The 20954-nt window shown below is 42.6% G+C and carries 19 protein-coding genes and 2 pseudogenes; 2 read left to right on the top strand and 19 right to left on the bottom strand.

What is annotated here, in order from left to right:
* Positions 1-79: 79 nt before the first annotated feature.
* From M5V91_RS24310 to M5V91_RS24225, 19 genes and pseudogenes are all read right to left on the bottom strand, one after another.
* A pseudogene (locus M5V91_RS24310) lies at positions 80-1137 on the bottom strand (TRAP transporter large permease).
* A 14-nt stretch (positions 1138-1151) separates the two neighbouring features.
* Positions 1152-1355, bottom strand: a complete 204-nt coding sequence (locus M5V91_RS30700; protein ID WP_369425914.1) for a TRAP transporter large permease subunit — start codon at positions 1353-1355, stop codon at positions 1152-1154.
* 1 nt (position 1356) lies between these two features.
* Entirely contained in the window at positions 1357-1848 is a 492-nt protein-coding gene (locus M5V91_RS24305) for a TRAP transporter small permease (protein WP_251174239.1), read from the bottom strand.
* 64 nt (positions 1849-1912) lie between these two features.
* Positions 1913-2875 (bottom strand): TRAP transporter substrate-binding protein DctP, encoded by a 963-nt coding sequence (gene dctP, locus M5V91_RS24300; protein WP_284521544.1) that lies wholly within the window; start codon positions 2873-2875, stop codon positions 1913-1915.
* Positions 2876-3015: 140 nt separating this feature from the next.
* Complete coding sequence (locus tag M5V91_RS24295; RefSeq protein ID WP_159863101.1) at positions 3016-4119, bottom strand: NAD(P)-dependent alcohol dehydrogenase; 1104 nt, start codon at positions 4117-4119, stop codon at positions 3016-3018.
* 45 nt (positions 4120-4164) lie between these two features.
* Positions 4165-5199 (bottom strand): zinc-dependent alcohol dehydrogenase, encoded by a 1035-nt coding sequence (locus M5V91_RS24290; protein WP_251174241.1) that lies wholly within the window; start codon positions 5197-5199, stop codon positions 4165-4167.
* A gap of 349 nt (positions 5200-5548) precedes the next feature.
* Positions 5549-6549: pseudogene (locus M5V91_RS24285) on the bottom strand (LacI family DNA-binding transcriptional regulator).
* 267 nt (positions 6550-6816) lie between these two features.
* Positions 6817-8079 (bottom strand): PTS ascorbate transporter subunit IIC, encoded by a 1263-nt coding sequence (gene ulaA, locus M5V91_RS24280; protein ID WP_009332099.1) that lies wholly within the window; start codon positions 8077-8079, stop codon positions 6817-6819.
* A gap of 121 nt (positions 8080-8200) precedes the next feature.
* On the bottom strand, positions 8201-8470 hold the full coding sequence (locus M5V91_RS24275) for a PTS sugar transporter subunit IIB (protein WP_009332100.1): 270 nt from the start codon (positions 8468-8470) through the stop codon (positions 8201-8203).
* 11 nt (positions 8471-8481) lie between these two features.
* On the bottom strand, positions 8482-10317 hold the full coding sequence (locus M5V91_RS24270) for a BglG family transcription antiterminator (protein WP_284521543.1): 1836 nt from the start codon (positions 10315-10317) through the stop codon (positions 8482-8484).
* Complete coding sequence (locus M5V91_RS24265) at positions 10290-10598, bottom strand: HTH domain-containing protein (protein WP_284521542.1); 309 nt, start codon at positions 10596-10598, stop codon at positions 10290-10292. The genes M5V91_RS24270 and M5V91_RS24265 overlap by 28 nt, the downstream gene beginning before the upstream one ends.
* A 215-nt stretch (positions 10599-10813) precedes the next feature.
* Positions 10814-11377, bottom strand: a complete 564-nt coding sequence (locus M5V91_RS24260; protein WP_251174244.1) for a hypothetical protein — start codon at positions 11375-11377, stop codon at positions 10814-10816.
* A gap of 105 nt (positions 11378-11482) precedes the next feature.
* Positions 11483-12973, bottom strand: a complete 1491-nt coding sequence (argH, locus tag M5V91_RS24255; RefSeq protein WP_251174245.1) for an argininosuccinate lyase — start codon at positions 12971-12973, stop codon at positions 11483-11485.
* 15 nt (positions 12974-12988) lie between these two features.
* Entirely contained in the window at positions 12989-14680 is a 1692-nt protein-coding gene (locus M5V91_RS24250; RefSeq protein ID WP_251174246.1) for an ABC transporter permease, read from the bottom strand.
* Positions 14677-15783, bottom strand: a complete 1107-nt coding sequence (locus M5V91_RS24245; protein ID WP_019380724.1) for an ABC transporter ATP-binding protein — start codon at positions 15781-15783, stop codon at positions 14677-14679. Before M5V91_RS24245 ends, M5V91_RS24250 begins: the two co-directional genes overlap by 4 nt.
* Before the next feature lie 14 nt (positions 15784-15797).
* Positions 15798-16892 (bottom strand): extracellular solute-binding protein, encoded by a 1095-nt coding sequence (locus M5V91_RS24240; protein WP_251174247.1) that lies wholly within the window; start codon positions 16890-16892, stop codon positions 15798-15800.
* A 17-nt stretch (positions 16893-16909) separates the two neighbouring features.
* On the bottom strand, positions 16910-17143 hold the full coding sequence (locus tag M5V91_RS24235) for an ROK family protein (RefSeq protein ID WP_284522305.1): 234 nt from the start codon (positions 17141-17143) through the stop codon (positions 16910-16912).
* A gap of 32 nt (positions 17144-17175) precedes the next feature.
* Positions 17176-17682 (bottom strand): ROK family protein, encoded by a 507-nt coding sequence (locus M5V91_RS24230; protein WP_284522304.1) that lies wholly within the window; start codon positions 17680-17682, stop codon positions 17176-17178.
* On the bottom strand, positions 17592-18119 hold the full coding sequence (locus tag M5V91_RS24225; protein WP_284521541.1) for an ROK family transcriptional regulator: 528 nt from the start codon (positions 18117-18119) through the stop codon (positions 17592-17594). Before M5V91_RS24225 ends, M5V91_RS24230 begins: the two co-directional genes overlap by 91 nt.
* Before the next feature lie 311 nt (positions 18120-18430).
* On the opposite strand from M5V91_RS24225, the gene M5V91_RS24220 reads away from it, so the two are divergent.
* Entirely contained in the window at positions 18431-19438 is a 1008-nt protein-coding gene (locus M5V91_RS24220; protein ID WP_284521540.1) for a PIG-L family deacetylase, read from the top strand.
* Positions 19439-19521: 83 nt separating this feature from the next.
* Positions 19522-20934, top strand: coding sequence for a COG1470 family protein (locus M5V91_RS24215; RefSeq protein ID WP_284521539.1), 1413 nt, complete (start codon positions 19522-19524; stop codon positions 20932-20934).
* Positions 20935-20954 lie beyond the last annotated feature (20 nt).

The following is a 20954-nucleotide window of genomic DNA, read 5'->3' as shown; positions in this document are numbered from 1 at the left end:
AAATGTTGAAAAAGGAACAAGATAAGGAAACTTATCTTGTTATAAAGAACTTAGAATTTTGCTCGTAGCTCGTATTTTCCTATTTTAATAACGAAGGCAGCCAGGTAGAAAGCGGCGGAAAAAATGAAATAACGAGCACATCGATAATCAAGATGAAAATTAATGGGATTACCGCTTTTCCAATTCTTACAATTGAAAGTTTTGTAAGCTGGGATACAACAAACAAATCAATCCCTACAGGCGGAGTTACCAATCCAATCGCTAAATTACAAACCATGATTACTCCAAAATGAACGGGATCTATTCCCAAATTGACTGCAGTACCCAATAACAGAGGAACAAAAATAAGGATTGCAGCTCCCCTTCTAAGAACATGCCTGCTACAAACAAAATGATGTTTACAATAATAAGGAAAATATATTTATTTGTAACTACATCTGATATTGAGCTGTATATCATTCCTGGAACACCGTTCATCTCGATGAAAAAGCCAAACAAGCCGGCAGTTCCAATTACTATCATGATGATTGAGCTGCTAATGGCTGATTTCTTTAAGGTATCAGCAAGCTGCTGAATAGTAATATCCCGATAAATAAAGAAACCGACAACAAAAGAGTAAACAACTGCAATAACTGATGCTTCTGTCGGAGTAAATACACCTGAATAGATGCCTCCCAGCACAATAATAGGCATTAGAAGTGCAAGGAACGATTTCTTAAACGACACGAGGACATCAGGGAAGCTCTTCTTCTCCTCCCCAACATAGCCTCGGCGGTTTGCGATGATATATGCACTGATCAAAAGCGAAAAAGTAATTAATAAGCCCGGGAGGATGCCCGCAATAAAAAGGTCCCCTATAGAAACTTCCGCCGCGACACCATATAATATCATGGCAATACTTGGCGGAATGATAATCCCTAAAGCACCTGCCACCGCCTGATTGGCCGCAGCATACTCAATTTTGTAACCTCTTGCCACCATAGCCGGGATGAGAATAGAACCAATCGCCGCTGTTGTGGCGGCACCTGATCCTGAAATAGCTGCAAAAAACATTGATGTAACGATCGCTACCATAGCTAATCCGCCAGTAAAGTGACCCACCAGAGCACTTGCGAAATTAACCAGTCTCTTCGACATGCTTCCAGCGCCCATCAAATTTCCGGCAAGAATAAAAACGGGATAGCCATTAATGGAAACGAGTTCATGGAAACAAATATTCTCTGCGGAATTATTTCCAATGGCAAAGTATCATGCATCCAAACCCCTAATGCCGTAGATAACCCCAAAGAGAAAGCGATCGGCACACTTAGAAAGATAAAGATGAATAGAGATATAAAGAAAACAGGCAGCATCATTTCACTCCTTTCTTTCTATGAACTCTTCCAAAATACATGTAATGGAGTTCATTAGAAGCAATACGCCTCCCAGAGGCAAAGAAAGGTAGATAAAGAACATTGATATTCCTGTACCAGGAGCAATTTGATTGCCAAAGCTTTGTGCTACCTTCCATCCAAACATGATAATTATCGTATAAAAAAAGATGGAAATGAGATGGACTATAACTGTCAGCCATTTCTTCACTCGTCCCCTTAACATTTCCGGTACGACTTCAACGGATATAAGCTGGTTTTCCCTAAGCGCAAGCGAGGCGCCAATCATTATCATAAATATCATTAAGAATCTTGAAAGCTCCTCTGACCAGGCCAAAGAAGAGCCGACTACGTAGCGTGCGATAACCTGCCAAAAGATAATAATAGTCATAAATGCCATGATAAAAGCCAAAGCATATCCAAAAAACTTGTTCAGCATATCGATGGTTCGAATATACAATCCGGGTATGCTCTTCATCTAATCAACTCCTTAAATGAAGAGGGCAACAAATCATTCAATTCATCATTGCCCTCTCAGTAGCCTAATAATCCAGATTTTTTACTTTTTCAATGATTTCTTCCCCAATTTTTGGTGCCCACTTTTCATAGACAGCATCGGTTTTCGCTTTAAAGGATTCTTTATCCGGCTCTGTCAGCTCCAATCCCTGATCTTTAAGGAATTTGGCTGCTTCATTTATTTTATCTTCATTTGCCTGTCTTCCAATTGGTTCTGCATGTTCAGCAGCTTTTATAACCGCATCCTGCTGATCTGGAGTAAGACCATCAAAAGTAGCCTTGCTTATAGAAATTGGGCCAGGCGCATATCTGTCCTCCAACAGGGCAACATGACTTTGCACTTCAAAAATCTTGGATGTTTGGATGGTTGCTAATGAGTTGGAATGACCGTCAATAACTCCTTGCTGTAATCCAGTAAATACTTCAGTCCAGGCCATTGGTGTTGCATCTGCACCATAAGCCTTCCATGCATCAATTTGCAGCTCATTTTCCTGAACACGCACCTTCAGCCCTTTTACATCTTCCACACTGTTAATGGCGTTATTTGAAGATGTTGCTACAAAACCATTTTCCACCCAGCCAAGCACCTTAACATTTGTCTGCTCTTCAAATTTTTGAGCCAGTTCATCTCCAATTTCTCCATCTAGTACTGCATGTGCATGCTCTCGATTATCGAATAGGAACGGCAGATCAAACATATTAAATTCCGGAACCCAATTTCCCATAGGACCTGCAGATTGAATAGCCATATCCAGAGAACCCATTCCCATTAATTCAAATACTTCTCTTTCTCCGCCAAGTGCATTATTATAATGTATTTTTACTGTCATTTGATCATCTGTTAAGTTCTCCAGTTCCTCTTTAAATGCCTTTGCTGCTACATCAAATTTTGCTCCCTCAGGCTCAGGAATACTTAATTCCAGTACAGTTTGCTTTCCTTCTGCTGCATCTGCACTAGCCGATTTCTTTTCTGATGATCCCCTCCGCACCCTGCTAAAGTCAAAGTTAAGATCGTTGCCAGTGAAGCCGCTTTCAATGCTTTTTTCATTTTAAATCCCCCTTTTTATTTTTAGAGCCTTTTGAAGATAAACTCCTCAAAAATAACTCCAAATTCTAAAATCCTCTTCTATTAATCTTGTAAATGATTGGGATATACCATGACTTTTAAACTTCCGCTTCGGTTTGTATGAGCCTGGTTCATTGCTTCCTGGATATCTTCCAGCGGATATTTATCTGTGATGATGGGTTCTATCTTGCTGCCGATAGTATCTAGCAGGCTGATGGCCAAAGGGTAGGTATTCGTATAACGATAGACAGAAAAAAGATCTATTTCTTTTTGAAGCATTAATGTGATGTTGAGAGGCACTTCTTCAATTGCCGGAAATCCGATAACAACAACGGCGCCGCCTCTTTTCGCGGATTCAATTGATGATTGTAATACTTTAGCGTTTCCGGAGGTTTCTATAATCATATCAACGCCTAAGCCCGAGGTTATCTCTTCAATGAATGCATTCAGATCTTCATTTGCAGCGTTAACTATCTTTGTAGCGCCAAATTTTCTGGCTGTTTCCAGCCTTAATGGCTCGATATCACTGACAATGATCTCCTTTGCACCAAATGCTTTTGCCGCTATGACGGTCATCAAACCTACAGGTCCCATACCTGTAATGGCTACGGTGGAACCAGGAGTTAAGCCTCCGCGTTTTACGGCATGGATCGATACGGATAATGGCTCTGCAAGAGTTGCATTTTCGTAAGATAAAGAATCGGGAATTGGAAATAGAAAATCCTCCCGGTGTCTTAAATATTGAACGAAAGCCCCTTTTACCGGCGGTGTAGATAAAAACTGCACGTCGGGACATAGGTTATACCTTCCCTCTTTACACCATTCACAGTTCATGCAAGCAACACCCGGTTCTACAGCTACACGATCTCCAACCTTAAATTTTGTTACTTCTTCACCTATAGACACAACGATTCCTGCACACTCGTGTCCTTGTACATGCGGATACTGGACATATCTTTTGCCAATGCGCCCATGAGCAAAATAATGAATATCCGAACCGCATACCCCAACGGCCATTAACTTGACCAGTACTTCTTTACCAGTCACATTAGGGACTCTTTCTTCTTCAACACTAACTTCCAAAGGTCTTTGCAAATAGGCAGACTTCATTGTCTCCGGAATAAGAACATCTTCTTTTTCACTAGCTGCCAATTTTGTCTTTGACATCTGGCTTCCTCCCTTCGGAATATATCAATTGCATTTAAATGAACTTTATGAGGAATGGCTTAAAAGCACCTTCCCGCATTGCTTTTGTTCACATAGATCAAACGCTTCTTTCCATTGTGTCAGCGGAAGCTTATGGGTAATGATTGGCTGAAGGTTTACTTTCTTTTGATCTAATATCTGTATGACTCGATTCCATGTTTTCATGGAATGTGCAAGAGAACCAAATAGCTGTATTTGTTTGTACAAAATGATATCAAAATCCATTGTGATTTCTTTGCCTGCTATGCCAACTTGAATATGCTTGCCCCGTTTTTTTAAAGCTTTAAGGCAGCTATTGATTGATGGGGCAGCACCTGCACATTCTACCGTTACATCAGCACCCATACCATTCGTTTCATTCATCACAATGGATTGCAAGTCATCAACTGTTACATCAACGACAACATCTGCTCCGAGTTTTTTGGCAATTTCCAACCTCATTTTATCTGCAGATGTTCCTGCTACAATGACTTTACAGCCTTTTACAGCCAGCAAGGACAAACAGATGAGGCCAATAGGACCTGGCCCGGATAATAAAACGGTATCGCCAACTTGAATATTTGTCAGCTCTTCAATGGCCTGAACCGCACAAGCGAGAGGTTCGGATAATGCCGCCTCCTCAAGACTTACATTGTCAGGAATCTTATAAACCATATCTTCTCGAACTACAGCATATTGCGTAAAACTGCCATCCACTCCATGCCCCATTCCCCGGCGTTCTGAACAAAACATGTAATATCCTGTTTCGCAGTAATGGCAGGTGCCGCATGTAATGGCAGTTGACCCAAGCACTGCTACCCGATCTCCCGATTTCACCTTTGAAATATTTTCTCCTGTATCAGCTACAACCCCCGAGAATTCATGACCTATAATGACAGGCGGATAACTTTTAAAGGTCTCATGGTAAATATGTAAATCCGTGCCGCAAATCCCCGTAAACTTCACTTCGATTTTCACTTCATTTGGACCCATAGTGGGTTCATCAATGTCTAAAAGGTCAATATTTCCAATCCCTGGCTCTGTTTTTAGAAGTGCCTTCATTGCATTCTCCTCCTTCAGTACAGTAAGCGCTTACCTTTTTCTATAAAAATAAAATCAAGTGGAAAAGTTTCAATTTAATCATTGGTTAGGAGCCTTTTGTTAAAGCGCTTACTTTTTGAAAAAAATAATTTTTCACAAAATGGAAGGCCTTTTAAAAACAAAAAGTTCTTTTAAAGGCCTTTTAAACCCTCTGCCGATCTAGACCAATGCTTTTAATTACCCTTCTAATTTAAAGAGGGTTTTCACACATTTAGTTAAGCGCTTTATCAAAGGTGTTGATATTATTTTATTCATAATATTATAAAAAATCAATAACTTTTATAAATTTTCTAATTTTTCTTTCAGGTCTTTATTCCTGTTTTTTGCTGTGGAATTTCGGGTGATTAGAGAAGGCAGTAATGTCAAACGCATTTTTTCTTTTTTCTCCTTTAATCATCGAAATGATCAAATCCAGCACTTCTCTTCCCATATGCTGAATTGGCTGGGCAACCGTAGTTAATGGAGGCTCTACAATTGTAGCAATAAGAGTATTATCGAAACCCACAACTGAAATATCCTCAGGCACACGCATACCCTGTTCTTTAACAGCCTGGATTGCTCCGATTGCCAATAAATCGTTGCATGCAAAAATAGCTGTTGGCGGCTTATTGCCTTTAAGATATTTAGCTGTCATAAATTTTCCAGGTTCAACATGACTAATCCCATTGATATATTCAAATTCCTGGGTAAACTCTAAATTACTCTCTTCTAATGCCTGCTTGAATCCCCGCAGCCTCTCCCTGTTGCTCCAGACATCCCTGGCAATCACACCTATGTTTTGATGGCCAAGTTCCATTAAATGGGACGCAGCCAAGTAACCGCCCATGAAATCATCTAATGCAACCGTATTTATTGAAAACATTGGAAGATCACGTGCTACTATCGCTACAGGAACATCTTCCTTTACCAATTCTTCCACTTTATTTAAATCTTCAAATCCAGATGCTAAAATGAAGCCATCCACACTTTTTCTTTTAAAAGAGCAAGATATTTGTTTTCCTTTTCTGTTTGGTAATCAGTACTGCAAATAACAAGGCTGTATCCAAATTCATGTGCACGATCCTCTATGCTGCGTGCAAGCTCTGAGAAAAATGGATTAGCAAGATCCGGAATCAGAAGGCCGATTGTCTTTGTCTGTTTTCCCATTAATGCAGAAGCCATCATATTGGGCTGATAATCCAGCTGTTTCATGACCTCCAGTACTTTCCTTTTTGTTTTTTCTCCAATTCTTCCGGTATTATTAATAACTTTAGAGACGGTAGCAATTGAGACATTTGCTTCTTTTGCAACATCATATATGGTTACTTTCATGTCCTCTCTCCTTGTTCCATCTTAGCTGATTTCATCTGTGTCTCAGATAATAGTTTTTAGCCTACTATTAATCATCAAAACACATTTTAGTTAAGCGCTTTCTTTATCATTTATTATTATTAATCAATTTTCCAAATATATCAATAGGTTATGATTATATTTTTGAATTTTCGAAAAATGATGCACCTTGTCCAATGAATTCAATCGGCAAATTAAAATGCAAAAAAGGATTCCACCCGAAAGCGAAATCCCTTTTGATAAAGCATATTATGAAAACAGTTTAATCAAAAAGCTCAATAAAATCCCCACAACCCCAAAGTCCGAATCTCCAAAAGTAGTTCCTTCAAACCCTAGTGATCCCAGTACCGGCAGCAATAAGGCCGGAAGGAATGAGATTAATAGACCGTTGGCAAATGCTCCGATCATGGCTCCTCGTCTGCCTCCAGTGGCATTTCCGAAAACCCCTGCCGCTGCACCTGTGAAGAAGTGCGGAATCAGGCCTGGCACAATTATTTTCAGGCCGAATAATGGAAGAAGGAACATGGAAAGCAAACCAGCTACGAAGCTGAATAGGAATCCGATAATAACTGCATTTGGAGCAAAAGGGAACACTGCCGGGCAATCAAGGGCAGGCTTCGCATCTTTAACCACTTTATCAGCGATTCCTTTAAAAGCTGGAACGATTTCTGCAATCAGCATCCGCACACCGGCAAGGACTACATATACACCAGCTGCAAACGTAATGGCCTGCATGAGCGAGAATACAAGGAAGTTAACTCCGCCGCTCAATTCAGATTCTACATAGCCTTTTCCGGCGATCGGCGCCACAACCAGGAAGAGAATCGTCATTGTGAGAGACATCGCAACAGATGTATCGCGCAGGAATCCAAGTGATTTTGGCACTTTGATATCCTCCGTCGATTTGGATTTATCCCCTACACGCTTTCCAATAAAGCCGGAAACAAAGTAGCCGAAAGATCCAAAGTGGCCGACAGCTATGCTGTCATTGCCAGTGATTTCGCGTACATATGGCTGGACAAGCGCAGGCATGAATACCATTAATAATCCTAGAATAATAGACCCGATAATGATCAATGGAAGCCCTGTTACTCCGCCAGTTGCAAATACAGCTGAGATAAGGCAAGCCATGAATAAAGTATGATGGCCGGTAAGGAAAATATATTTAAACGGTGTAAAACGGGCAATTATTATGTTCATGACCATCCCGAAAAGCATGATCATCGCAGTTTCTTTCCCAAATGTCTGCTGGGCAATCGCTACGATGGCTTCGTTGTTCGGAATAACGCCCTGGATATGAAAAGCCTTTTCAAACATTTTTCCGAAAATATCAAGTGAGCCTATTAAGATGCTTGCTCCTCCATTCAGGATGAGAAAGCCCATAATCGTTTTAAGCGTACCTGATATGACATCGGCAATGCCCTTCTTCTGCAGAAGCAAGCCAAACAAGGCGAATAAACCAACCAGGATGGCGGGCGTGCCCAGTATATCATTCATGATAAAATCAAACATGTTTACCCCTCCTTTTAAATCCTCTGTATCTATCTTTCATCTAACAGTTTTTCAGGTTATACTGTATTTGTTCTTTTTATTTTTCAGCGGGCGAGTCTATCGCCTGCCCTTTCTTTCTCTATTATGATAAATGGGATTCCAATGCAGCTTTTAGCTCGTTTTGGTCAAGGATGTTTGTCAAACCAATGATCGTTCTTGTTCCGTCATCCAAAGTGGAAATCAGGTCTTTAGATCCCAGGTAGATATCTGCTTTTTCAGATTTAGCCGTAGTTAAATCAGTATGTGAAACATCTGCTTCCACTCCCAGTTGGCTTAAAACTGTTTTCACATTCATTTCTACGATAAAGCTGCTTCCAAGTCCGTTTCCGCATACTACTAGAATTTTTTTCATTTTTTTCCTCCTTAGTCTTGTGAATATTGATTAATGATTTCTAATACGTCAGCTTGAGTATCAGCATTCTGCAGTTTTTCAAGGTTATCGCTGTCAGACAGCATTTTAGACAGCTGGGATAATGCTTTTAAATGGGTTTCATTATCGATGGCTGCCAGCACAAAGAATAATCTTACCTGATGCTCCGGCTTTTCCGAAAAAGCACAGCTTTCCTTTAATTGCAGGAAGCTCATTCCCAGCTTGTTCACGCCAGCTTCAGGGCGGGCATGAGGAAGGGCTATTCCCGGCGCGATGACAATATATGGTCCCATTTCATTCACGTTTTCAATCATGGCATCAATATAATGCTGGCTGATGGATTGATCGGCCAATAGCGGCTGTGATGCCATTTGCAGTGCTTCCTGCCAGCTTGCAGCCGAATCTGCAAATTGAATTTTATCGGCGGTTAGAACTTCATTTAACATTGGCTTTTGATCCACCTCACTTTTTGCTTCTTTATTTGATTGATAGTAAACCTTCAATTCCTGGATCAGCATGCTTTCGTCATTTATATCTGCATGCTTCCGGATAATGTCCATCAATGCGTCTATGTTTTCTGATTTCGGCCTTTTTTCTGATGCCTGAACCTGCTTAAGCAGAGATTCCTTCTCAGACGGGTTAAGAATCGGATTTACAATAAACACCGGTACATGTTTCCGGGATACTGGCGTTGTCGAAATGACAAAGTCCAAATCTGCCAGGGACGCTTTCTCATATTCACGGACGGTGTATACATTCGCCACATCGACAAACGGCATGAGATCTTCAATTTGTTTCTGAAGGATTCGTGACGTGCCGATTCCGCTGGCACACACCACAGCCGCTTTTTTGCGGGCTTCCACCCTGACGCCTTCTTTATCAATCCAGCCTCCAAAGTGCATCGCAATATAGGCCGCTTCATCATCAGATACTTTTTTGCCCAGCACGTATTCAAAATGATGAACCACTTTTTTGGTTAGAATAAACAGATCCTGATAAGACTCCTGTACAGATTTGGATAATGGATTCTCCAGTTCGATCCCATATTTGATTCGGAAGTAAGCGGGCTTTAAATGAATCAATAAATTCCGTTCAAGCTCCTTCCGATTTTGGAAAAATACGCACGCATATTTTTGAAAATCATCGACCATTCTTACTGCCATTGATTTAAGGATCTCAAGGTCCTGGTTTTCCAGCTCATGTGTATCATAGTCGCTTATTTTCGCACCCAACAGGTAGGTTGCAAGATAACAGGCTTCATCATCAGGAACTTCAAGCTGGAAACCGCTTTCAATTTTCCGGCAAATAAATCGAGCAGCGGTGTACTCTTTTGTTTCTTTAATGACCTGTTTTTCAACAGGATCCATCTTGATGTATTTTTCCTGGTTAAACCTTTTGATCAGCATAAATATATGGGCACTCAGCGTCTCCATTACTTCATCTGTGTAATGAACACCGGAAAATGATTCACTTTCATTCAGAATCTCATAGATCGTTTCTAAATCAGTACGCTGAAACATTTCAGGTGACAGTCCAGGCGTGTCCTGGATGGTTAACTGAACTTCGGATAATAGATCATTCCAGCCGCGATTGGTTAAAACCTGTGATAGGCAGTAAATCAGCATTTTCCGCTTATCCTGCTCCTCACCGGCAATAAAGTAGCCTGAAGATTTATGGAAATTCAACTGAACCTGGTACTGGTTAAGCTGCTTTTTTAATTCCTTGATATCTGCCAGAAGCGTACTTCTGCTGACACCCAGCTTATCCATCAGATCCTGCAGATAAATGGTTTTCTCGCGGGTCAGGATGAGTATGGCAGTCCAGGCCATTCTTTCTTTTCGTGAAAACTCATAACCGGCAGCTTTATCAAACGAGTGCAGCCGCTGTTTAACCTGCTGCTTTTCTTCTTCATCAAGAAAAATCCAGCAGCACGGATATACTTCAGCTCATCTAAACCCTGGTCTTTGAGCCAGCTATTAATTTTGTCAACATCATAATAAACGGTCCGCTTGGAAATCTGTAATTCTTCCATAAGCTCCTGCGGAGAAACATGTGTAGGCGCATGGACCATTTTCGTCAAAATCGTCATGCAGCGCTGGTCAAGAATCATCGGGAGCGCTCCCTCCTTTACCTGATTCTATAATAGTAAGTTTGCAAAAAGTCAGACTCTAAATTCATCGAATTGTCTGCTTACTACGTATTATACTCCTGTATTACACAAATTGAAGTCCGAATTCTGTAAGGTGGTTTTTGCAAGGATTGGACTCATGGATAATCAGCGGAAATAAAAAAACTTCCTGATTGAATAGGAAGTGGAGGATATGCTTATTCATTTCCCTTAACAATGTGTCCATCTGCATCATAAACTGTAACCTCAACCGGCAATTTAATTTCATCTTTCTCGAAAACAGCATACCAAACCCACAAGTTATCCCGAACAAGAAAGCGGGTTGGCTGGATATTTCCTTCACTGTTAATTATGATGGTTTTGGCATCATCCTCAGCAAATCCATATAGGATGGCAAAATCCTTCTCAGACTTATTATCTGCCCGCCAGTCGATGGCTCCCCTATCTCCTTTTTCTTCGCTGAATTCCTGGAAATCCATCATCGGATATATGAACTTCTTAAATTCTGTAAATTCCTGATTGGTCAGAACAGGGATAATTCCCGAATTGGTCTCTGCAAAAACTAATCGTGAATGGGGGTCAAACAATAGAACCCGCTGGCAGTCTTCGCCAAATTGTTCTGAAACTCTTTCACAGATATCCTTTTCCAGGGAAACAGCAGGGATAACTGGCTTTGCAGGTTCTGCGGTGTATGAAGCCAAAAAATAAATTACACCGGATATTAATCCTAAGCTGAGTACTGCGAGTAAACTTTTTTTCATCTCACTCACCCCCTCTAATTCTTATCATATTATATTTTTCAAGAAATAAAAGATAAAAAGAAAAAGCGAATCCCGCATATGCTCCAGCGAAATTCGCTTTTCAAATTAAAATGTAAAGTTAATCAAATTCTCCCGCTTCTCCTTAAGCCCTCTCACAATCCCCTCATAGCTCAACAGATCCCCTGTGAGGGTTTCATTCCGATCCTTGATCATTCTCGAGACCTCATCCGGATTCGGTCCTCCCTGAAGGCTGCGGATCTGCACAAAGTATTCAGGAGAAATGATTTTCTTCCACTCTTCCTCTGAAAGGGAAACGGGAACATATCCCTGAATGACTTCATTCACGTCCTCCACTTTCCAGTCGCACAGTTCTTTCTGATCCTTCACGGTTTGTTTTGAAATATAGCTGGCAATGGAGTGGGCCTTCCGGAAAGGTATGCTGTAGTCTCTTGCCAGAGTGTCCGCCAGTTCGGTGATCGTGATGCACGACTTTTTGGCCATTTCTTTTGCATGGTCTTTATTGACTTTTAAAGTGGCAATCACTGCGTACATCAGCTTTAATACCCGATTGGCATTCGTAAAAGCACGATACAAATGAGGCTGCAGATCATCTTCTGTATCAACGATATCCCCAAATGGCGTATTATGAACCATGTTCATGGCTGCATATGCTTCACCGTAGGCGCTGCTGGCAATGGATCTGGAGTGCTCAATGGAAACGGGGTTCCTTTTTTGAGGCATAATGCTGCTTACCTGCACGTAAGGATCCGCCACCTGGAAGGTGCCAAACTCTCTTGTTACATGCTGAAGGAAGTCCTGGATCCACCGGCCGGTATTCACCATGCAGGTCATCAGGGCTGATGAGGTTTCCAGCAGGTAATCTGCTCCCGCAATCGAGTCATATGAGTTTTCAATAATTCCTTCAAATCCCAATAGGTCACGGGTGCGGTCCCTGCAAATCGGAAAACCGGTCGTCGTAAGAGCCGCTGCACCGAGCGAGGATTTGTTAACGGTTTTATAAGCAGCCCAAAGCCGTTTAATATCCCTTTGGAGAACATCATAAACGGCCAGGAGATAATGCCCCAAAGTGGTCGGCTGGGCCGGCTGTGTATGGGTATAGCCGGTCATATAGGTCTCTTTATGCTCTTCAGCCTGCTCCAGCAATGCCTCACTAAGCTGATAAGCACTTCCAAGGAGCTGCAGCAAATGTTCTCTTAGCACCAGCCTGTACATCGCGATCCCCATATCATTCCGGCTCCGGGCAATGTGGATTTTTCCGGCCAATTCATCGCCAATCTCTTCTCCTATTTTCGCTTCCATCATAAAAAAGAGATCTTCAAATTGAGGCTGGTAGGATAATGAGCTGGTGTCTGACATTGCCACTTTATTAATTCCTTCCAGCATGGTTCTTGCTTCTTCTTCAGGAATGATCCCCTTTTCTGCCAGCATGATCACATGTGCCCGATGAATATCGAACATGACATGGAACAGATAGTCCCGCTGGTCATTAAAAACGGGCATCAGCAGTTCTTCTGCATATGTTTTGCCGGGAAAGACAAGGCCTTCATTTTTAATAAACTCTTCTAATTTGCTCATTTTTTCAACTCCGTTTTAAGACAATGATTTTTCAGCCTTAACTCCAAAAAACTTGTTTGATATGAACAGAACCAGTGCGATTAAAGTAATCTGGATCATACCGTAAGCTGCCGCCTGGCCCATATTGAACATTCTCAGCTGATTCATAATCTCGATGGAAATAGGGCGGTTTGAAAGGGTATACAGCAATACCGAAGTCGGAAATTCACCGACTGACTCCACGAATGCCAGTAATGTCCCTGATAAAACCCCTGGCATAATAATCGGAAGGATTACTTTTCTGAACGTATAGAACCACTTTGCCCCAAGGCTTCTTGAGGCTTCTTCTATGGAATCATCCAATTGCTCCAGTACAGCATTGGTGGATCTGACGACCAATGGAATATGGCGGATAAAATAGGCCAGAGGCAAAATCCAGAATGTGCCGACGAGAATGTTGCCAAATGAGAAGATGGTTGGCTCATTAAAAGCAAAAATCAGATTCATCCCGATAACGGTAGCCGGCAAAGCCCATGGAATCATAACTAAAATATCCACAAAGCTTTTTCCAACAAATTTCCGTTTAACGAGCACATAGGATGCCAATACCCCAAAGACCAGATTCCCTGCTGTAGCAATAACCGACAGGATCAAGCTATTTTTCAATGGCTTGAATATGTTCGGATCCTGGAACAACAAACGATAATTTTCAAAATTAAATACCGATGGATAGGTCTGCCACGTCCAAGTTCCGTCCGGTACGAGCGATAGAAGGAGAATCGTGAAATGCGGAAGCAGCAGAATGATGACTCCCACGATTCCTGTAAAGACCAGTATCCACTTCAAAACAGGATTATTGACTTCACTGCGATGGGCGCCAATTCCTTTAGATGCCATCCGGTAATCCTTGCGGTTTTGGTACCAGCGCATAAACAGCAGGAAGCTGATCGATACAACCGATAATATAACCGATTGTGTGGCGGCCACTTCCATATCGCCATTAATCTTCGAAAAATAAATCTGCAGGCTCAGCACCCTGAATCCTCCTGCCAGGAGAAACGGCGCACTGAAGGATGCCATTGAGATCATAAACACCAATAAAGATGCGGCTACAATAGCCGGTGTCAATAATGGAAAGGTTACTTTCCAAAACACTTTAAAACGATTGGCCCCCAGATTGTACGCAGCTTCTTCAAGAGATGGATCAATTTTATTAATGGCTGATGAAACAGTCATATAGAAATACACATACATAGTATATGCATGGACTATCAAAATGCCTGATATACCGCCTATTTTGAAAGGCACTTCATCCAGCCCGAATAGGTCTTTAATGGCATTGGGAATCAATCCGGTTTCCCCATACAGGAACATGAACGCCATTACCCCTACCAATGACGGCAGGACGATCGGCATAATGGCAGCCGATGCAAAGAAGCCTCTGCCCGGAAAATCATACCGGTTAAAAATGAATGCCAGCGGGATGCCGATCAGTGCACTGGCCAGGACACTTAATACCGAAATATATACAGAATTCCACAGGGCTTCCAGATTGGTCTTGGATTCCTGGGTAAAGAAGTCACTGTAATTCCCGAACGTCATGCTGCCTTCTTTTTGAAGGCTCTCCATTATGGTGCGTAAAGAGGGGTATAGAACATAAGCTATGAGAACCAGCAGGACCGGAATAAGGAGGAGCAGAGTCAGCCTTGTATCCCGATTCTTAATCATGATGCATCACCAGTCACCACAGGAATGATCCGCATCTGCTCTTCAGGCAATTCCACCCAAACCTCTGCACCCGCCTGCAGGTTTCTGGATAAGCCGCTATTCAGGGCATTCACCTGGAGCTTAAGGCCTGCAGCCCTGACCACAACATTGATGAGGGAGCCAAAGAAATGAACTTCCTCAACCATTCCTTTGAAGATATTTTTCCCTTCCGTCTCTTTTTCCAGTATTTTAATAGATTCAGGACGAATGGATAACGCCAGGTTCCCTTTGTTTTCCTGATTATAATTAAATGGGGCATTCCGGACGGAAAGCTCACTGGCACTTTCACCGTTCTGCACTTGTACAAGAATGTTTTCATCTTCTATCCTGCTGATCTTCACAGGAAGCAGATTGATTTCCCCGATAAACCCCGCTACGAAATCATTGGCTGGTTCATTATAGATTTCCGAGGGTGTTCCCACCTGGTGGCAGACCCCAAAGTTAAATACCGCAATCCGATCGCTCATGGATAGAGCTTCTGCCTGATCATGAGTAACATAGATTGTGGTGATATTATAATCTTTTTGCAATCTCAGTATTTCGCTTCTCATTTCATCGCGCAGCTTGGCATCCAGGTTACTGAGTGGCTCATCCAGGAGCAAAATCTCCGGTTCAATCACCAATGCCCTTGCCAGCGCGACACGCTGCTGCTGACCTCCGCTTAACTGGCTCACCTGACGATCGGCGTACTGCTCAAGCCTCACCTTTTGCAATACAGCCTTGACTTTTATATTGAGCTCCTTGGAGCCAAGTTTTCTAACCCTTAATCCAAAAGCGACATTCTCAAACACCGTCATGTGAGGAAAAAGGGCATAGTTTTGGAAAACCATGCCCGTATTTCTCTTTTCAGGAGGTACACGCGTCATATCCTTATCGCCGAAACGGACAACACCTTTAGTAGGATAATAGAATCCAGCAATCATCCGAAGTGTGGTGGTCTTGCCGCATCCACTTGGTCCAAGGAAGGTAAAGAATTCCCCATCCTTTATATCCAGATTTAAATGATCGACTGCAATAACCTTTCCAAAGGCTTTTTGGACATTATCTATGTTTATGGACGCCATACCTATTACACTTCCTATTCTTTAATTTCTTTTTCTCCGCTCTTAATGTTTTCATCCCAATACTTCATCCAGCTGTCGCTGTTCTCCTGGAATACCTTCCAGTCGATATCCATGCTCTTAATCTCTGTTTCTGTAATCCACTCAGGCAGTCCCTCTACGTCATCCCTTGTTGGAATGCGGTAGAATTCCTCTGCAAGAATTTTGGCTGCTTCAGGCGTGTTGACAAACTCATAGAATGCTTCAGCCGCCTTCGGATGCGGAGCATCATTCACAACGGCAATCCCTTCTGTCAGGACGGGTGTTCCGCTTTCCGGAATGATGAATTCAAATGGATAATTTTTATTTTCTTTTAACATGACAACGTCAGGCATTGCCCAGACAGATAGCTTTCCTTCCCCTTTGGCCACCTTGTTGTACATCATTTCAGGATTTGCTGCGTATTCTTTCGTGTTGGCATCCAATTTCTCAAGCCATTCGTAACCGGCCGCTGTATCCTTGGAGTCCTTAAAGTCACGGTAAATCATCGCTGAAAAAATCGTTCTCATTGTTCCGGATGCCAGCGGGTAGCGGATGATGATTTCATCCTTCCACTTCGGATCGAGAAGCTCATCCCAGTCTTTTGGCGCTTCATCTTCTGATAATTCTTTGCTGTTATACATAATGACTTCCGGTGTTTGGCTTGTTCCGGACCAGTGCCACTCAGGATCATGGAAGCCTTCTGCCAGACTTCCTGCATATGAAGGCTCATATGGCTTTAATAATCCTTCATCCTTTGCCTGATCGAAGTTTACAGATGGCGCTCCCCACCAGACATCAGCCTGTGGATTGTTTTTCTCGGAGCGGATCCGGTCCAGGATTTCCTGTGATCCCATATCAAGCCATTCCACATCAATCTGATATTTTTCCTCGAATTGCTGTTCAAACTTTGATAGAATATCCTTTCCATGCGGTGAATAGATAACTACCTTTTCTTCCATCTTATTCTCTTTCTCTCCCTGCTCATTCTCAGAGCTTGAGCTGGATCCCTGTTCAGAACTGCAAGCTGAAAGCATTAGTGCAGCCGAAATGGATAAAGTGGTTAAAATCGATGCCCTTTTCTTATTTTTCATTGAAAAATCCCCCTCGTTTAAGAAAATTTGATAATACTATCATGCTCCCGCAAAAAGAGTGAAACAGCACCCAGGACTCCCGCATTATCACCTAATCTTGAAATCTTTAATTCTACTGAACTTGGAAGATAGTGATTCACGATCCTGTCCAATTTAGGCAAAATGTAATCAGATGATTTTAGAACACCACCTCCTAAAATAATGACTTCAGGATTCAATAAGCTCGCGGCATTAATGATTCCATAGGCCAGATGTTCAATTGCTTCTTCAATGACCGTAATGGCTAATTTGTCGCCTTTTTCGCAAGCGCAAAGGCCATTTCCCCCGGCAGTTCTCCCTTTATTGCCTGAGAGTAGGCAGGGTGGTCCGGATCCTGATGAATGACTTCCGTCAGTTTTTTTCCGATTGATTTTCCGCCGGCGACGCTTTCCAAATAACCGTAGCGGTGAAAGATTGGCTTAAAGTCTTTTTTCATGTCTGTTTTATCCGTCACCATATAGCCCATCTCGCCAGCAGCATTTGTATACCCGCGGTACAGCTGATTATTGATAATAATTCCGCTTCCAACGCCTGTTCCGACCGCCATAAACAGAACATTCTGTTTATTTTTCGCATTTCCGAGCCATTGCTCCCCAAGTGCTCCAACATTCACATCATTGTCCACATGAACCGGGAAAGAGAAGTATTTGTTGGCTTCCGCTAAGAACGGGTATCGAATCCAGTTGAGGCTTGGTGCTTCCAAGACGACTCCGCTGGATGTTTGTGTAATCCCCGGAACCCCTGCTCCCATTCCAAGCACCTGATCCAGGGGATTTGGCATTCCTCCAGCATGGACTGCACTTCTTTGGCGATTTGTTTTAAAAGTCCAGATTCTAAAAATTGACAGGTTGAAAAACTGCTGGAATGGACGATGTTGCCTCCGAGATCGCTAATGACTGTCTTTACTTTCGTGCCGCCGATATCTGTTCCGATTACATAAGCCGCTTTTTCATTGAAATAAAGATGTATCGGTCTCCTTCCGCCTTGTGAAGACGATTCGCCTATCCCTTTTTCATACACCCACTTTTCCCCTATCAATTCATCTACCAGTAAAGAAACAGTCGGCTTGCTTATGGAAATCTTCGCAGCAATCTCGGCCCTTGAAGTCGGTGAATTTTCCTGAATCCATTGAAGTACTCTCTTTTTATTGATTGATTTCATTTGCATCGGTGTCCCATTAAAATTCATCACATCACGGCCTTAATTGATTTGGTTAGTAAATATTACTAATTAACTTCAATATAACCTACCTGGTAATCGTTTACAACCCATCATTTTTAATTTTATGATAATTGCGATTATTTATATGACTAAAGGAGGATTTTAATTAAATTAATTTTTAGAATATTGAATTATTAGCAGATTTACCCTATTATGAAATTTATTAGGCGGGTAGTTGCAGGTAGTTAGTTAGGATGTTTAACTAACCTGCTTTAGACCCATGATGAAAGGAGTGTAAGAGTAGCGCTGTTAAACCATTTTGAAAGGGGTTACACAAATTGAAAAAAATCTTTATTTATTTTTTGTCCTTAGCGTTAATTATCTCCCTTCTGCCTCTCAGCGGAAGTGCCCAGTCAGAAGAGCATGACCCCGACCTATGGAGTGCAGTGAAGCCGCTGGACACAACAGTCAGCTTTTTGAATACAGGAGCACATCCTGACGATGAGCGCAGTGACTTTCTTGCTTACTTATCAAGAGGACTTGGTGTTAAAACCTCAAGCCTGATTGCCAACCGCGGCGAGGGCGGCCAGAATGAAATCGGGCAGGAGCTTGGGAACGGCCTTGGAATTATCCGCTCCCGGGAAATGATTGAAGCAGCAAAGATCACCGGAGTTAAAGCCTACCATTTGAGTGAAACAACCTCTGATACCATCTATGATTTCGGCTTTTCCAAAACAAAGGATGAAACCTTAAGCCACTGGGGCAAGGACCTTACTTATGAAAGATTAATCCGTTTTATTCGTACTTACCAGCCAGATATCGTCATGCCATCCTTCAGAGACTCGGATACCCAGCACGGACACCACCGCACAATGACCATTCTCAGCCAGGAAGCCTTCAAAGATGCCGCAGATCCTAACATTTTTCCTGAACAATTAAAAGAGGGATTATCCGTCTGGCAGACAAAGAAGTTCTATTTGCCGGCAGACAGTAAAGATACAGCAGATACATCGATTGAAATAGGCATGCTTGATCCTATCTACGGCATGTCCTATCCGCAAATCGGCGAGGAATCACGCTATATGCACAAAAGCCAGGGAATGGGCAATGACATCCCTGTCGCGCCAAGACAAACGCATCTGGAGTTAGTAGATAGTGCGGTTGAAACAAATGGCAGCAATGATCTTTTTGCCGGTATCCCATATGATTTTAACGAATGGGCAAAAACGTTTCCTAAGAAAGAAAAAGCATTGCAGGTGCATTTTACAAAATTCCAAAAAGCCTGGATGGAATTATCTCCAGCTACCCTAGCCGCCAGGTATTCAGTAAGACGCAGCAAGCATTAAAAGAAGCAGACCGTTTAGTAAAGAAAACGGAGAAATCCAAGCTTGATTCCCAGCTGAAGTCTGATCTTCTTCATAAGCTGGAAGTGAAAAAAGAACAGCTGCTGAATGTGAGCCTGGTATCCTCCGACCTTGAGATTAATGCACAGGCGGAGACCAATATCCTGACAAAAGGGCAGAAAACGGCTGTTACTGTTACCTTAACGAATAATGGCAGTCAGAAGCTGAAGAAAGCTGATGTTGAACTGATCACTCCTGAGGGCTGGAAGGTTTCTAATAAGTCCAAGGCTGCTGACCTTGCACCCGGTAAAACGGCTGAAGTTACTTTTAAGGTCCAAGTTCCAGCTGATGCAGCGTATTATCACGCATACGAAACCCCTGCCATACAGGCAAAGGTCAGCTATGAATCAGCCGGTGCAAAGACAGTGACTGTCTCTGAACTGGATGGCACCATTGCCGTACTGCCGGACGTTGGCCTTACCCTTTCTCCTGAAGATCTGGTTATAAATACCGCTGACGTTCAGGAAGAAGTGCCTGTAAATGTAAAAGTGAAAAATTACCGTGAAGGAGCTGCACAGGCTTCCGTATCCTTAAATGTTCCGGAAGGATGGTCAGTAAGCCCCGAAAAGGCTGAAGTTTACTTCGAAGCCTCATTGGAGGAAAAAGAGGTTACCTTTACACTGAACCCGCCTGCGGATATTCAGGAAGGTGACTTTAAACTATCCGCCGAGGCAGCCGTAAATGGAAAGAGCTTTGATTCAACAGTTCAAGAAATTCAATATGACCATATCGGAACATTTTATTACCTCTATCCAGCCCAGGTCAATGGGGTCGCCTTTGAATTGCTGGCACCAGAAGGCCTAAAGGTCGGCTACATTGAAAGCGGTTTTGATAAAGTGGCAGATTACTTGTCCAATGCAGGACTTGATGTGACGAAGCTTACTGAGACAGATCTTGCTTCAGGGGACTTAAGCCAATACGATACAATCGTTGTTGGTATCCGTGCCTACCTGTCACGTGAAGACTTAACAGCAAATAATGAGCGTTTAAAGGAATACGTCGCAAATGGCGGGCATATGGTGGTCCAATACCATAAGCCGAACGATGGCTGGGTGACGGAAGACACTGCCCCATACCCGCTGACTATCGGAAACCCATCCATCAGATGGAGGGTAACCGATGAAAATGCACCTGTTACCGTTCTGCAGCCTGAATCGCCGCTCTTCAACTATCCAAATAACATTACTGAAGACGACTGGGCCAACTGGATACAGGAAAGAGGATTATACTATCCAATGCAGTGGGATGACCGCTTTGAAACCTTCGTTCGCATGGGGGATCCGAATGAGGAGCCATTTGATGGCGGCATTCTCATGGCCGATTACGGAGAAGGCACCTACCTTTATACCAACCTGGTATTCTATCGCCAGATTCAAGGCCAGGTCCCGGGAGGCTACCGCATTTTTACAAACTTGATCAGCTACGGCCAAAATGAATAATTTATTATGGGCAGCTGCGT

Origin of the sequence: Cytobacillus pseudoceanisediminis, from assembly GCF_023516215.1 — a bacterium.
Classification (GTDB): domain Bacteria; phylum Bacillota; class Bacilli; order Bacillales; family Cytobacillaceae; genus Cytobacillus; species Cytobacillus pseudoceanisediminis.
This window is presented reverse-complemented; position numbering and strand designations above follow the sequence as displayed.